The sequence below is a fragment of the Streptomyces sp. NPDC005863 genome (assembly GCF_042871345.1).
Lineage (GTDB): Bacteria > Actinomycetota > Actinomycetes > Streptomycetales > Streptomycetaceae > Streptomyces.
In genome coordinates this window covers 1,180,235-1,193,591 of the sequence record NZ_JBIAII010000001.1, presented here as the reverse complement: position 1 = coordinate 1,193,591, position 13,357 = coordinate 1,180,235, and the positions used below count along the sequence as shown (strand labels likewise).

Annotated in this window: 12 protein-coding genes; 9 read left to right on the top strand and 3 right to left on the bottom strand. The window is 72.0% G+C overall.

The window, feature by feature from the left end; genetic code table 11:
* The first annotated feature begins 108 nt into the window (after nucleotides 1-108).
* The 3 genes from ACFYO9_RS05120 to truA all read left to right on the top strand — a co-directional run bounded on the left by ACFYO9_RS05120 (nucleotide 109) and on the right by truA (nucleotide 2,735).
* Nucleotides 109-1,131 carry a DNA-directed RNA polymerase subunit alpha gene (locus ACFYO9_RS05120; RefSeq protein ID WP_016645160.1) on the top strand — a complete coding sequence of 341 codons (1,023 nt, stop codon included), beginning with the start codon at nucleotides 109-111 and terminating at the stop codon, nucleotides 1,129-1,131.
* A 181-nt stretch (nucleotides 1,132-1,312) separates the two neighbouring features.
* Nucleotides 1,313-1,801, top strand: coding sequence for a 50S ribosomal protein L17 (gene rplQ, locus ACFYO9_RS05115; RefSeq protein ID WP_355803825.1), 489 nt, complete (start codon nucleotides 1,313-1,315; stop codon nucleotides 1,799-1,801).
* Nucleotides 1,802-1,880: 79 nt separating this feature from the next.
* Nucleotides 1,881-2,735, top strand: coding sequence for a tRNA pseudouridine(38-40) synthase TruA (gene truA / locus ACFYO9_RS05110; protein WP_358774757.1), 855 nt, complete (start codon nucleotides 1,881-1,883; stop codon nucleotides 2,733-2,735).
* A 48-nt stretch (nucleotides 2,736-2,783) separates the two neighbouring features.
* Here truA and ACFYO9_RS05105 read toward each other — a convergent pair whose 3' ends face one another.
* The gene (locus ACFYO9_RS05105; RefSeq protein WP_355803821.1) at nucleotides 2,784-3,650 is read right to left on the bottom strand and encodes a hypothetical protein; all 867 of its coding nucleotides are present in this window, start codon (nucleotides 3,648-3,650) and stop codon (nucleotides 2,784-2,786) included.
* Between the two features lie 74 nt (nucleotides 3,651-3,724).
* Between ACFYO9_RS05105 and ACFYO9_RS05100 the strand changes: the two genes are divergently transcribed.
* The 4 genes from ACFYO9_RS05100 (at nucleotide 3,725) to glmM (ending at nucleotide 7,704) form a co-directional block, all read left to right on the top strand.
* Entirely contained in the window at nucleotides 3,725-4,945 is a 1,221-nt protein-coding gene (locus ACFYO9_RS05100; protein ID WP_358774759.1) for a glycosyltransferase family 87 protein, read from the top strand.
* Between the two features lie 238 nt (nucleotides 4,946-5,183).
* Entirely contained in the window at nucleotides 5,184-5,627 is a 444-nt protein-coding gene (gene rplM / locus ACFYO9_RS05095; RefSeq protein WP_358774761.1) for a 50S ribosomal protein L13, read from the top strand.
* Nucleotides 5,628-5,669: 42 nt separating this feature from the next.
* A complete protein-coding gene (gene rpsI / locus ACFYO9_RS05090; protein WP_355803815.1) occupies nucleotides 5,670-6,191 on the top strand; it encodes a 30S ribosomal protein S9 in 522 nt (173 codons plus the stop codon).
* Nucleotides 6,192-6,345: 154 nt separating this feature from the next.
* A complete protein-coding gene (glmM, locus tag ACFYO9_RS05085; RefSeq protein WP_355803813.1) occupies nucleotides 6,346-7,704 on the top strand; it encodes a phosphoglucosamine mutase in 1,359 nt (452 codons plus the stop codon).
* A 32-nt stretch (nucleotides 7,705-7,736) separates the two neighbouring features.
* Here glmM and ACFYO9_RS05080 read toward each other — a convergent pair whose 3' ends face one another.
* Together ACFYO9_RS05080 and coaA are read right to left on the bottom strand one after the other, a co-directional pair.
* A complete protein-coding gene (locus tag ACFYO9_RS05080; RefSeq protein ID WP_358774763.1) occupies nucleotides 7,737-8,705 on the bottom strand; it encodes a DUF389 domain-containing protein in 969 nt (322 codons plus the stop codon).
* 61 nt (nucleotides 8,706-8,766) lie between these two features.
* Nucleotides 8,767-9,747 carry a type I pantothenate kinase gene (gene coaA / locus ACFYO9_RS05075; protein ID WP_355803809.1) on the bottom strand — a complete coding sequence of 327 codons (981 nt, stop codon included), beginning with the start codon at nucleotides 9,745-9,747 and terminating at the stop codon, nucleotides 8,767-8,769.
* A 115-nt stretch (nucleotides 9,748-9,862) separates the two neighbouring features.
* Between coaA and ACFYO9_RS05070 the strand changes: the two genes are divergently transcribed.
* The gene (locus ACFYO9_RS05070; RefSeq protein ID WP_355803807.1) at nucleotides 9,863-10,231 is read left to right on the top strand and encodes a holo-ACP synthase; all 369 of its coding nucleotides are present in this window, start codon (nucleotides 9,863-9,865) and stop codon (nucleotides 10,229-10,231) included.
* Nucleotides 10,232-11,407: 1,176 nt separating this feature from the next.
* Entirely contained in the window at nucleotides 11,408-12,844 is a 1,437-nt protein-coding gene (locus ACFYO9_RS05065; RefSeq protein WP_358774765.1) for an NAD(P)H-hydrate dehydratase, read from the top strand.
* Nucleotides 12,845-13,357 lie beyond the last annotated feature (513 nt).

Below are 13,357 nucleotides of genomic sequence, written 5' to 3'. Positions count from 1 at the left end.
TGACTTGAGGTTTTCGGGCGGTACGGCTCTCCGGAGCCGTATCGCCCGTACCCTTGTAGCACTCAAGGGCATCAAATAGTGGGTGCCCATGACTGAAGGATTCACTTCATGCTGATCGCTCAGCGTCCCTCGTTGACCGAAGAGGTCGTCGACGAATTCCGCTCCCGGTTCGTGATCGAGCCGCTGGAGCCGGGCTTCGGTTACACCCTCGGCAACTCCCTCCGCCGCACCCTCCTCTCGTCGATCCCCGGCGCTGCTGTCACCAGCATCCGCATCGACGGTGTCCTGCACGAGTTCACCACCGTGCCGGGCGTCAAGGAGGACGTGACCGACCTCATCCTCAACATCAAGCAGCTGGTCGTCTCCTCGGAGCACGACGAGCCGGTCGTGATGTACCTGCGCAAGCAGGGCCCGGGTCTGGTCACCGCCGCCGACATCGCGCCCCCGGCCGGTGTCGAGGTGCACAACCCCGACCTCGTCCTCGCCACGCTCAACGGCAAGGGCAAGCTGGAGATGGAGCTGACCGTCGAGCGCGGTCGCGGCTACGTCTCCGCGGTGCAGAACAAGCAGGTCGGCCAGGAGATCGGCCGTATCCCGGTCGACTCGATCTACTCGCCGGTCCTCAAGGTCACCTACAAGGTCGAGGCGACCCGAGTCGAGCAGCGCACCGACTTCGACAAGCTCATCGTCGACGTCGAGACCAAGCAGGCCATGCGCCCGCGTGACGCCATGGCGTCCGCCGGCAAGACCCTGGTCGAGCTGTTCGGTCTGGCCCGCGAGCTCAACATCGACGCCGAGGGCATCGACATGGGCCCGTCCCCGACGGACGCCGCGCTCGCCGCCGATCTCGCCCTGCCGATCGAGGAGCTCGAGCTCACCGTTCGGTCGTACAACTGCCTCAAGCGCGAGGGCATCCACTCCGTGGGTGAGCTCGTGGCCCGCTCCGAGGCGGACCTGCTCGACATCCGCAACTTCGGTGCGAAGTCGATCGACGAGGTCAAGATGAAGCTCAACGGCATGGGTCTTGCGCTCAAGGACTCGCCTCCCGGCTTCGACCCGACCGCTGCGGCCGACGCGTTTGGCGCGGACGACGACGCGGACGCGGGCTTCGTCGAGACCGAGCAGTACTAAGAGCTCGGCGCTTTTTGCCGGATCTCGGGTGCGGGTGCGCTGTGGCTTGTCGCGCAGTTCCCCGCGCCCCTTCCGGACCCGCCCCTTCGGGGCGACGTCCGGATCTCCGACGGGCGACCGCCCGCTCGGACACTGACCTCGGTACCTAGTACGGCCGGGGCAGACACTGAGGAGAAACACCATGCCGAAGCCCACCAAGGGTGCCCGTCTGGGCGGCAGCGCCGCGCACGAGAAGCTTCTGCTGGCGAACCTCGCCAAGCAGCTCTTCGAGTACGGCCGCATCACCACCACCGAGGCCAAGGCCCGTCGCCTGCGTCCCTACGCGGAGCGTCTGGTCACCAAGGCGAAGAAGGGCGACCTTCACAACCGCCGCCAGGTGCTGTCCGTCATCACCGACAAGAGCATCGTGCACACGCTCTTCACGGAGATCGGCCCGCGCTACGAGAACCGCCCCGGTGGTTACACCCGCATCACCAAGATCGGTAACCGTCGTGGCGACAACGCGCCCATGGCGATCATCGAGCTGGTCGAGGCCCTGACCGTGGCCCAGGAGGCCACCGGTGAGGCCGAGGCCGCCACGAAGCGCTCCGCCAAGGACGCCGAGGCCGCCGACGCCAAGGTCGACACGGCCAAGGCCGACGAGGCTGCCGAGGAGTCGAAGGACGCCTAGGCGTTCTGCCCTTCAGGGCGTAGCGGGCCCGCCCCTTGCCGGGGTGGGCCCGCTTTTCGTTGCCGGAGAGGAACCACGAGTGAGTGACGAAGCAGAGCCCGGGTTCGTGCGGGTGCGGTTGGATCTGTCGTACGACGGCAGGGACTTCTCCGGCTGGGCCAAACAGCGCCAGGGGCAGCGGACCGTACAGGGCGAGATCGAGGCCGCGCTGCGGACCGTGACGCGGTCGCAGCAGACGTACGAGCTGACCGTCGCGGGCCGCACCGACAGCGGGGTGCACGCCCGCGGGCAGGTCGCCCATGTCGATCTGCCCGAGAGCGTGTGGGAGGAGCACCGCGAGAAGCTGCTGCGGCGGCTCGCGGGGCGGCTGCCGCACGACGTGCGGGTGTGGAAGGTCGCCGAGGCGCCGGCCGGCTTCAACGCGCGGTTCTCGGCCGTGTGGCGACGCTACGCCTATCGCGTGACCGACCACCCCGGCGGCGTCGACCCGCTGCTGCGCGGCCATGTGCTGTGGCACGACTGGGAGTTGGACCTCGACGCGATGAACGCCGCCGCGCAGGGGCTCATCGGGGAGCACGACTTCGCGGCGTACTGCAAGCGGCGCGAGGGCGCCACGACCATCCGCACGCTGCAGGAACTGCGCTGGGAGCGGCGGCTCGACGGCATCTACGAGGCCACCGTGCGAGCGGACGCCTTCTGCCACAACATGGTGCGCTCGCTGGTCGGCGCGATGCTGTTCGTGGGGGACGGGCACCGGCCGGTGGAGTGGCCGGCGAAGGTGCTCGCGGCGGGCGTGCGGGACTCCGCGGTGCACGTGGTGCGGCCGCACGGGCTCACGCTGGAGGAAGTGGGCTACCCCGCCGACGAGTTGCTCGCCGCGCGCAGCAAGGAGGCGCGCAACAAGCGGACGCTGCCCGGGGCCGGGTGCTGCTGAGGCCCCGGCCCGCCATCCCGTGCGGGTCATATCCCGTACGGGATACGGCTACTGCGGGGCCTGCGCCGCGGCGGAGGCCTGCGCCTCGCCCCGCTGGTTGATCCGCTGGAAGGCGAAGCGGGCGAGGTCGTCGCCGACGCCGTAGGCCTTGCGGTCGCCGGTCGTCACGTTCTTGCCGCTGGTGTAGCCCGTGGTGGTGAAGTAGGCGTAGCGGCCGTAGGAGTTGTAGGTGCCGCGGCACACGCCCGTACGGCAGAAGGACGGCACGCCCTTGCCGGCGAGGGAGTCGACGAGGCCCTTCTTCACCTGGTCCTTGACCTTGGTGGCGTCGGCCGTGGTGTCGAAGACGGCGACGCCGACCGTGACCGCGACGCCGTCCCTGAGGTAGCTGGCGCGGATCAGCCGGGTGCAGTCGTTCTTGGCGAGGACCGAGCCGAGGGCGCTCTGGGTGACCGACGTGCACTTCGTGGTGGAGTCGGTCGCGCCCTTCTTGTAGACGTGCTCGCCCGAGCGCAGGGACGTGCCGGGGAAGAGGCCCTCGGGGGTGAGCGGCGCCTTGTCCTTCTTGGCGCTGGAGATGAAGTCCTTCGGGTCCGGCGGGGGCGGCGGCGTCGTCGCGTCGAAGGACGGCTCGGAGTCCTTGCTCGCGCCGGGGATGTCCGCGGCGGTCGGCAGCTCGCTCGCGGGCTTGTTCGACGAGGTGTTCTCGTCGCTGTTCGCGGAGACGACCGTGATGGCCACGGCCGCGGCGATGCCCACGGTGGCGAGCGCCCCGCCGCCGATCAGCAGCCACTTGCGCTTGCGGGTGCGCGCCTCGGAGGCCTCGGCGAGCGCCGCCCAGTCGGGCGTGGGCCCGCCGCCGGGCCCGCCCGCTCCCCCCGGACCCCACTGAGGTCCCCCTTGCCCAAAGCTCATGGGGCGCATCTTAGACGGGCACTCCGGGATGTTGTGCGGGGGTTGCGTGGGGATCCCGGCCTAGCCTGAACCCCATGAACACGGGCAAAACGGCTGTTACGGGATGGCTGTCGCGGCCGGCCGAGTGGCAGGTCCGGTGGATCGTCGGGCTGGTCCTTGTCGCCGCGGTGGTCCGGGTGGGGCTGCGGGCCCCCGGCGGCGGGATGGACAACGCGATCGTGGTGCGGGCCGCAGAGGCCTGGCTCGACGGCCGCTCTCCCTACGCCGACCGCCACTTCCTCTATCTGCCGGGCGCGGTGCTGGCCGCGGTGCCGCAGGCGCTGCTCCCCGCGGACCTGGTGCGCTACCTCGTGCCCGCCGGGGTGAGTGCGGCGCTCGTCGCCGGGTGGGCGTGCGCGCTGCGGATCCACGGGGTGGCATGGGGCAGCCGGTTTGCCCTCTACGGTCTGCTCGGGCTTGCGCTCGGCTTCGCTCCCTTCGGGCACCTCGTCGAGCTCGGCAACTGGACGGCGGGCTCCGCCGTCGCGCTGCCGCTCGCCCTGCTGCTCGCGTGCCGGGGCCGGTGGGCCGCGGCGGGGCTCGTCATCGGGCTCGCCGTCGCGGTGAAGCCGCTGCTCGCGCCCGTCGTGCTGCTCTTCGTCCTGGCCCGCAGGTGGCGGGCGCTGGGCCTCGCGGTGGGGGTGCCCGCGGTGGTCTCCGCGGCCGCCGCCCTCGCCATGCCCCACCCCGCCGGGTTCTTCACCCGGACCCTGCCCTTCCTGCTCCGGGGCGACGACGCCTTCGTACGTCTCTACGAGGCATCGCCCGCCGCGGTGCTCGCGCGGCTCGGGGTGCCGCAGACGGGTGCCGCGCTGCTCGCCGGGTGCGCGGCGCTCGCGGGGCTGTGGTGTGCCCGGCAGCGGTGGCGGAGAGGGGACGAGGGGCCGGCGCGGGTGGTGGAATGCGCCGCCATGCTGATGCTCTCGGCCTTCCTCGTCTCCCGTCCCTCGTACGACCACTACCTCCTCGTCGTGGTTCCGCTGCTGCTCGCGGGTGCGCTCGCGCCGGGGGCGGCGGCGCGGAGCCCGTGGTTCTGGGTGGCGCTGGTGCCGCAGGTGCCGGGTTTCACCTGGCCGTGGCTGGAGCCGGCGACCAGGCGCGCCTTCAAGGACGCGGCGACGCTGTGCGTGCTGGCGGGCACGGCCGGGTGGGCGTGCGTGGCGGGCGCAGGCGCCGGTGAGCGGGGGGAGCGGGGCGGCCTCACGGTGCCGGGCGGGCGGCGGACCGGGGCGGAGGAGACGGCCCCGAGCGGGTGAGGTGCGGCCTCCGGGACCGCGTTTTGACCCGTACAGGGCGGCACGGGTACTCTCGGAGACTGTTATGCGTATTGGTGTCATCGTTCTCACGCGAAGGGCCCATACGTAGGTTCCCTGGAGCAGTTACCAGTGGCTCGCATACGGGCAGCGTCCCCGGCATTGTGAGCCCCAGCTGCATGATCGCTTCCTGGGTGCCGTGTGTCTGGACCCCATCCACTGAAGAAGCGAAGGCTACGAAGTGCGTACGTACAGCCCTAAGCCCGGCGATGTGACCCGTCAGTGGCACGTCATCGACGCCCAGGACATCGTCCTGGGGCGTCTGGCGACCACCGCCGCCTCCCTCCTGCGGGGCAAGCACAAGGCGATCTACGCCCCCCACGTCGACACCGGTGACTTCGTCATCATCATCAACGCCGACAAGGTGCACCTCTCGGGCAACAAGAAGACCCAGAAGATGGCCTACCGCCACTCCGGTTACCCGGGTGGTCTGCGCTCCGTCCGTTACGACGAGCTGCTCGACAAGAACCCCGAGAAGGCCGTCGAGAAGGCCGTCAAGGGCATGCTCCCCAAGAACACCCTGGGCCGTCAGATGCTCTCGAAGCTGAAGGTCTACGCGGGCGACCAGCACCCGCACGGCGCTCAGCAGCCGGTCCCGTTCGAGATCACCCAGGTCGCGCAGTAGTTCCGGCCACCCCCTAAGACGAAAAGAAATCTGAGGAGAATCGTGGCCGAGACCACCGTTGAGCAGCCGGTCGAAGAGACCGAGGTTGTTGACGTCGAGCAGTACACCACCGAGTCCGACGCGCCCGTCGAGGGCGAGTACACCTCGGAGTCGAACGCCGCGCGCTTCGGCGACCCGCAGCCGGCCGCCGGCCTGGGCCGTCGCAAGAACGCCATCGCCCGCGTCCGGATCGTCCCGGGCACCGGCAAGTGGAAGGTCAACGGGCGCACGCTCGAGGACTACTTCCCGAACAAGGTCCACCAGCAGGAAGTCAACGAGCCCTTCAAGGTGCTCGAGCTCGACAACCGCTACGACGTCATCGCCCGCATCTCGGGTGGCGGCGTCTCCGGTCAGGCCGGTGCGCTCCGTCTCGGTGTCGCCCGTGCGCTGAACGAGGCCGACGTCGAGAACAACCGCGGCGCCCTGAAGAAGGCCGGTTACCTCAAGCGTGACGACCGTGCGGTCGAGCGCAAGAAGGCCGGTCTCAAGAAGGCCCGTAAGGCCCCGCAGTACAGCAAGCGCTAATCGCTGCCTGCAGTACTTCTCGTTCGCCCCGGCGGCACTCACCGTGCTGCCGGGGCGTTCGTCTATCAGGAACCCCCGTGGCCCCGGAACTGTCTTGACTCTGGGACTCTCTTCCCGGGGGTCCATTGGTTTTTGGAACGTTCGGAGGACAGCAGTGGGACGACTCTTCGGCACGGACGGCGTGCGTGGTGTCGCCAACGCGGATCTGACGGCCGAGCTCGCGCTCGGACTCTCCGTGGCGGCGGCGCACGTACTGGCCGAGGCGGGCACCTTTGAAGGCCATCGCGCGGTGGCGGTGGTCGGGCGTGACCCGCGCGCGTCCGGGGAGTTCCTGGAGGCCGCCGTGGTCGCGGGCCTCGCGAGCGCGGGCGTGGACGTCCTGCGCGTCGGTGTGCTGCCCACCCCCGCGGTGGCCCATCTCACCGGTGCGCTGGGCGCCGACCTCGGCGTGATGCTCTCCGCGAGCCACAACGCCATGCCGGACAACGGCATCAAGTTCTTCGCCCGCGGCGGCCACAAGCTCGCCGACGAGCTGGAGGACCGCATCGAGTCCGTCTACGAGGAGCACCGCACCGGCGCCCCGTGGCAGCGGCCCACCGGTTCCGGCGTCGGCCGCGTGACCTCGTACGACCAGGGGCTCGACCAGTACGTCGCGCACCTCATCGGCGTCCTGCCGAACCGTCTCGATGGGCTGAAGATCGTCCTCGACGAGGCGCACGGCGCCGCCGCCCGCGTCTCGCCGGAGGCCTTCGCGCGCGCCGGCGCCGAGGTCATCACGATCGGCGCCCAGCCGGACGGCCTGAACATCAACGACGGGTGCGGCTCCACGCACCTGGAGCTGCTCAAGGCGGCCGTCGTCGAGCACAAGGCGGACTTCGGCGTCGCGCACGACGGGGACGCGGACCGCTGCCTCGCGGTGGACGGCAATGGTGAAGAGGTCGACGGCGACCAGATCCTCGCCGTGCTCGCCCTCGCCATGCGGGAGCACGGCACGCTGCGCCACGACACCGTTGTCGCCACGGTCATGTCCAACCTCGGCTTCAAGCTCGCGATGGAGGGCCAGGGGCTCTCCATGGTGCAGACCGCCGTCGGCGACCGGTACGTCCTTGAGTCCATGAAGGAGCACGGTTACGCCCTCGGCGGCGAGCAGTCCGGGCACGTGATCGTCCTGGACCACGCGACCACGGGTGACGGCACGCTGACCGGCCTGCTTCTCGCGGCGCGGGTCGCCGAGACCGGGCGTTCGCTCGCGGAGCTGGCGAGCGTCATGGAGCGGCTTCCGCAGGTCCTCATCAACGTCCCCGACGTCGACAAGTCCCGCGTGAAGACCTCGCCGGAGCTGTCGGCCGCCGTCACCGAGGCCGAGCGCGAGCTGGGCTCCACGGGGCGGGTGCTGCTGCGCCCCTCCGGTACGGAGCCGCTGGTGCGGGTCATGGTCGAGGCCGCCGACATCGAGCAGGCGCGGTCCGTGGCCGGACGGCTCGCCGACGTGGTGAAGTCGGCGCTGGGCTAGGCCTCGTGGTGGGGCTGAGCGCCGTGCTGGGGCTAGGCCCCGTGGCCGGCCTGAGCTCCGTGTGACGTTCTGGCCGTCCGGCGGCGCTGCTCGGCCCAGAGGAGTTTCTGGGCCAGCAGCGTCGCCGTACCGGCGAGGACGATGCCGAGGAGGTTCAGCAGGAGCTGTTCCGTCGAGCCCCAGGCCTGCTTGTACTCGCCGTAGCTGAAGGCGACCGCGGCGTTCGCCGCCGCGGGGACCGTCGTCACGGAGATCGCCACGCCGACCAGGGCGCCCGACTTCGCCGAGGTGAGCGAGAGCATGCCCGCGGCGCCCGCGAGGACCGCCACCACGAACGAGAACCAGTCCGGGCGGTAGATGAAGTTCGTGTTCGGGCGCTCCGCCTTCAGGGCGGTGTCGCTGAACAGGTTCAGCGCGTCCATCGCGTGGCTGAACCCGACGGTCACCACCATCGCGGCGGCGAAGCCCACGAGCAGCGCGGTCAGCGAGCGCGCCGCGAGCCGGGGCGCGCGCCGCACCAGCGCCGTGCAGAACCCCGCGAGCGGGCCGAACTCCGGGCCCACCGCCATCGCGCCGACGATCAGGATCGCGTTGTCGAGCACGACGCCGCAGGCGGCGATCATCGTGGCGATGGTGAGGAACGCGACGTAGGTGACCGAGAGCGTCGACTCCTCGTGCGTCGCGTCGGTGAGGTGCTCCCACAGGACCGCGTCCGCGCCCTCTCCCGGGGCGTCGTCCTCCGCCTGGTCCGCGCGGTGGGACAGCGACAGGTCGATGGTCTCCACCGCGATCGAGCCCGACTCGTCGATGCCGAGTGCGCGCAGGCCGGCGATCAGCTCGTCGGCGGCCTCGCGGGCCACGTCGCACATGACCACGTCGCCCGCCGGGGTGCGGGCGGCGCCCGGCAGCACCGCGAGGTGGGTGGCGCCGACCGTGGTCTCGATCAGACGGACCACGGCGTCGGTCCCGGCGGGTGGGGTGATCAGGCGCAGGTGCAGCATGTGCGCAGGTTAGCGGGGGAGGGGGCGACGGTCGGTCGGAGCGTGCGGGTACGGGGTGCGGTCACAGCTTGCGCAGGCTCAGGCGCTGCACCTTGTGGTCGGGGCCCTTGCGGACGACGAGGGTGGCGCGGCTGCGGGTGGGGGCGACGTTCTCGACGAGGTTGAGCTTGTTGATCGTGCGCCAGGTGGTGCGGGCGTAGTCGAGGGCCTCCTCCTCGGACACCTGGGTGTACTTGCGGAAGTACGAGGACGGGTCCTGGAACGCCGTCTGGCGCAGCTTCTTGAACCGGTTCAGGTACCAGCGCTCGATGTCGTCGGCGCGCGCGTCCACGTACACGCTGAAGTCGAAGTAGTCGGCGAGGCCCACGCGGGTGCGGCCGTCCTTGCCGGGGAGGGCGGGCTGCAGGACGTTCAGCCCCTCCACGATGAGGATGTCGGGGCGGCGGACCGTGAGGCGCCGGTCGGGCACGATGTCGTAGATCAGGTGGGAGTAGACGGGCGCGGTGACCTCGTCCTTGCCCGCCTTGATGTCGGCGACGAAACGGGTGAGGGCGCGGCGGTCGTACGACTCGGGGAAGCCCTTGCGGGACATCAGGCCGCGGGCCTGGAGCTCCTTGGTGGGCAGCAGGAAGCCGTCGGTCGTGACGCGCTCCACGCGGGGGTGTTCCGGCCAGCGGGAGAGCAGGGCCTGGAGGAGGCGGGCGACGGTGGACTTGCCGACCGCGACGGAGCCGGCGACTCCTATGACGAAGGGCGTCCCCGACTGGGAGCCCTTCTCGCCGAGGAAGGTGTTGAGGGCGCCGCGCAGGCCGTCCGTCGCGCCGACGTAGAGGTTCAGGAGACGGGAGAGCGGGAGATAGATGTCGCGGACCTCGTCCAGGTCGATGACGTCGCCGAGGCCGCGCAGTCGTTCCACCTCCTCCGCGGTGAGGGGGAGGGGCGTCTTCTCGCGAAGCGCGCTCCACTCGGTGCGGGTGAGGTCGACGTAGGGAGTCGCCTCCGGCTTGGGCCGGTGGGCGCTCCGCGGTGCCGTCGCTGGCACAGAGACCGAAGAGATCACAGTCCATTGTTACGGCTGGTTGAACGGGATGGGGGGTGGGGTGGTGGGTGGGGTGCGTCACCCTGCGGGGCTCGGGCGGTCCTCGTAAGGTGCTCTCGTGATTATCGGGGTTGGCATCGATGTGGCCGAGATCGAGCGGTTCGGGGCGGCGCTGGAGCGGACGCCCGGGATGGCGGAGCGGCTGTTCCTGGAGAGCGAGTTGCTGCTGCCGGGCGGGGAGCGGCGCGGCGTCGCCTCGCTGGCCGCGCGGTTCGCGGCGAAGGAGGCGCTGGCGAAGGCGTTGGGGGCGCCGTCGGGGCTGCGGTGGACGGATGCGGAGGTGTACGTGGAGGAGAGCGGGCAGCCGCGGGTGCGGGTGCGGGGGACGGTGGCTGAGCGGGCGTCGGTGTTGGGGGTGCGGGCGTGGCATGTGTCGTTGAGCCATGATGCGGGGGTTGCTTCTGCGGTGGTGGTGGCGGAGGGGTGAGGGGGCTGGCGGGGGCGCCTTGCGTGGCGTCTGCGCCTTGGGTGGCGTCTGCGCCTTGCGTGGCGCCTGCGCCTTGGGTGGGCGTCTGCGCCTTGCGTGGCGTCTGCGCCTTGGGTGGGCGTCTGCGCCTTGCGTGGCGTCTGCGCGTTCGGTCCGGTTCTTGGGTGCGGGGGCGTGGGCGTCTGCGCCTTGGGTTCGGGTTTTGGGTGCGGGGCGTGGGGGCTGGGGTCTGCGCCTGGTGTCCGTTTGTGGGTGCGGGGCCGCGGGGGTATGTGCGTACTCGCTATCCACTGTTCGCCACGCCTGGTTAATGGCGGGGCTATTGCGTGCTCGGTGCTCCGTGCGCACATACCCCCACGTCCCCTTCCGTCTCGTACGCGGGTGCGGCCCGGTGGGGCACGGGCCGCTTCCCGCTCCTGTCGGGCGGCCACCTGTTTGTTGCGATGTGGTGTGTCACGGGGCCCTGACTGCCTCGGTGCGTCGCAGGGTGGGCCCGCCCGTCCCGGATACGAGGTGTGTGGCGGGGTAGACCCATCCGCCCGCCCCGTGGGGTGCACCCTTCCGCCTCGCCTACTGCGGAGTGCCGCAGGGTAGACCCACCCGTCCCGATTGCAGCGGTGCGTCGCGGGGCCCACCCGTCCGCTCGACTCTCGTCGTACGCCACGGGGTACACCCGCCCACCCCTACCTCCATGCACGTCGCGGGGTGCACCCACCCGCTCACCCCCTATCTCCGCACGTGCCGCGGAGTAGACCCACCCGCCTCGATTCCCGCTGTGCGTCGCGGGGTGGGCCCACCCACCCGTCCCGAGTCCCGCCGTGTGTACGCGGGGTGGACCCGCTCACCTGCCTGGAGTCCCGCCGTGCGTCACGGGGTGCACCCACCCGCCCACCTCCTACCTCCGCGCACGTCGCGGCGTGCACCCACCCGCCCGCCCCCATCTCCACGCGCGGCTCAGGGTGGGCCCGCCCACCCGCCCATACCCCCGCCCTGCGTCGCCGGGTGGAGCCGTCCGCCCGGCCCTACTCCCGCAGGACGGTGCGGGGTGAACGGGTGGGTGGGTGGGAGGTATCCGCCGCGGAGCGGCGGGGCTGGTTGGGGGCGCCGGTGGATGTAGCAGCGGCCCCCTGGGCACTCGGGCGGCCCGGGACCGGCGGGCCGGGGCAGACTGGGGGGATGCGTAATGCGTACAGCGTGGAGAACGTGCGGGCCGCCGAGCAGCGGCTCATGGCCCAGGGCCCGCCCGGCATGTTGATGCAGCGCGCCGCCGCCGGCCTCGCCGTCGAGTGCGCGCAGCTGCTCGGCAAGGTGTACGGATCCCGCGTCACCCTCCTGGTCGGCAGCGGCGACAACGGCGGCGACGCCCTGTACGCGGGCGCGCGGCTGGCCCGCAGAGGCGCCGGCGTCAGCGCCGTGCTGCTCGACCCCGACCGCGCCCACCCCGGCGGGCTCGCCGCGCTCCGGGCCGCCGGCGGCACGATCGTGCGGGCTATCGAGGAGCGGGCGCGGGACGTGGTCGCCGGCGCCAGGCTCGTGGTCGACGGGATCGTGGGGATCGGTGGCCGCGGCGGACTGCGGGAGCCCGCCGCGCGACTCGTCGCCGCCGTACGCGACGACGCGCACATCGTCGCCGTCGACCTGCCCAGCGGCGTCGACGCCGACACCGGCGAGGTACGGGGCGAGGCCGTCCGCGCCGATGTGACGGTGACCTTTGGCGCGTACAAGCCGGGGCTGCTGATCGATCCGGCCCGGGAGTACGCGGGAGTCGTACGACTCGTCGACATCGGGCTCGAACTCGCCGCCGACGAACGGGAGGTGGAGGCGCCGCAGTACGCGGACGTGGCGCGGCTGCTGCCCGTGCCGGGCGGCGAGAGCGACAAGTACCGGCGCGGAGTCGTCGGGGTCGTCGCCGGGTCCGCGCGGTATCCGGGCGCCGCCGTGCTCTGCGTGGCGGGCGCGCTGCGCGGCGGCGCGGGCGCCGTGCGGTACGTGGGGCCCGCCGCGGACGCCGTCCTCGCGCGCTTCCCCGAGACGCTGGTGTCCGCGGGGCCGCCGTCGAAGGCCGGGCGCGTGCAGGCCTGGGTCGCGGGGCCCGGGCTCGGCGACGACGAGGAACGGCTGCGGGACGTGGTCGCCGCCGACGTGCCCGTGCTGATCGACGCGGACGGGCTGCGGCTCGCGGGGGAGCGGGACGTACGGGCGCGGCGCGCGCCCACCCTGCTCACCCCGCACGCCGGTGAGGCCGCCGCGCTGCTCGGCGTGGCCCGTACGGAGGTCGAGGCGGGGCGGCTCGCTGCCGTGCGGGAGCTCGCGCGGCGGTACGGGGCGACGGTGCTCCTGAAGGGTTCCACCACGTTGGTCGCGTCGGCGGAGGGAGCCGTACGCGTCAACCCGACGGGGACGCCGTGGCTCGCCACGGCGGGCAGCGGCGACGTCCTGTCCGGGCTCGCCGGATCCCTGCTGGCGGCGGGGCTCGGCGCCCGGGACGCCGGGTCCGTCGCCGCGTACCTGCACGGCCTAGCAGGCCGCCACGCGGCGGCCGGCGCCCCCACGGCCGCCCAGGACGTGGCCGACGCGATCCCCACCGTGTGGCGGGACGTCAGCCGCCCGTAGGACTATCCGCTTGGATCAGGCCGAACCAGGCAGCGGACCCCGGCCGCTCAGGCCGCGGCACGTCGGCTCCGGCACGCCATCCGCCCCGGTCCTGGCGACGGTCGACGCCGCCGCCTTCGTACGCCTTGCAGCCGAGCCGCCGGCCGGTCGAGGCGGCCCGCGGGGCCACGCCCTGTGCGCGCCGAGGCCGTCGGCTGGGCGGATCAGGGCACGGGGCGTCAGGGCGCGCTCTCCGCGGCGGCTCCGCCGAAGGCCGACCTGCCGTCCTCGTCCACCCCGCCATCGAGCGCCGGCTCGGCGAGGCGTCCGCGGAGTCACGTGTCGTGCGCGACTGGGCCGCTCAGGCGCGGTGCGTCGTCGGCTCCGGTGCGTCAATCGCCGCGGTACCAGCGGCAGTCGACGCCACTGCCTTCGTACACCCTGGTGCCGAGCGGCCGGCCAGTCGGGGCCGTCCGCGGGGCACGCCCCGTGCGCGCCCAGCCCGTCGGTTCGGCCGACCAAGGCCCGGCGCGT

Bases quoted from the DNA above. Each gene is read 5' to 3' on its own strand.
- ACFYO9_RS05065 (WP_358774765.1), top strand. From the start codon at position 11,408: ATGCGTAATGCGTACAGCGTGGAGAACGTGCGGGCCGCCGAGCAGCGG.
- ACFYO9_RS05080 (WP_358774763.1), bottom strand. From the start codon at position 8,705: ATGCTGCACCTGCGCCTGATCACCCCACCCGCCGGGACCGACGCCGTG.
- ACFYO9_RS05105 (WP_355803821.1), bottom strand. From the start codon at position 3,650: ATGAGCTTTGGGCAAGGGGGACCTCAGTGGGGTCCGGGGGGAGCGGGC.
- rplQ (WP_355803825.1), top strand. From the start codon at position 1,313: ATGCCGAAGCCCACCAAGGGTGCCCGTCTGGGCGGCAGCGCCGCGCAC.
- ACFYO9_RS05100 (WP_358774759.1), top strand. From the start codon at position 3,725: ATGAACACGGGCAAAACGGCTGTTACGGGATGGCTGTCGCGGCCGGCC.
- ACFYO9_RS05120 (WP_016645160.1), top strand. From the start codon at position 109: ATGCTGATCGCTCAGCGTCCCTCGTTGACCGAAGAGGTCGTCGACGAA.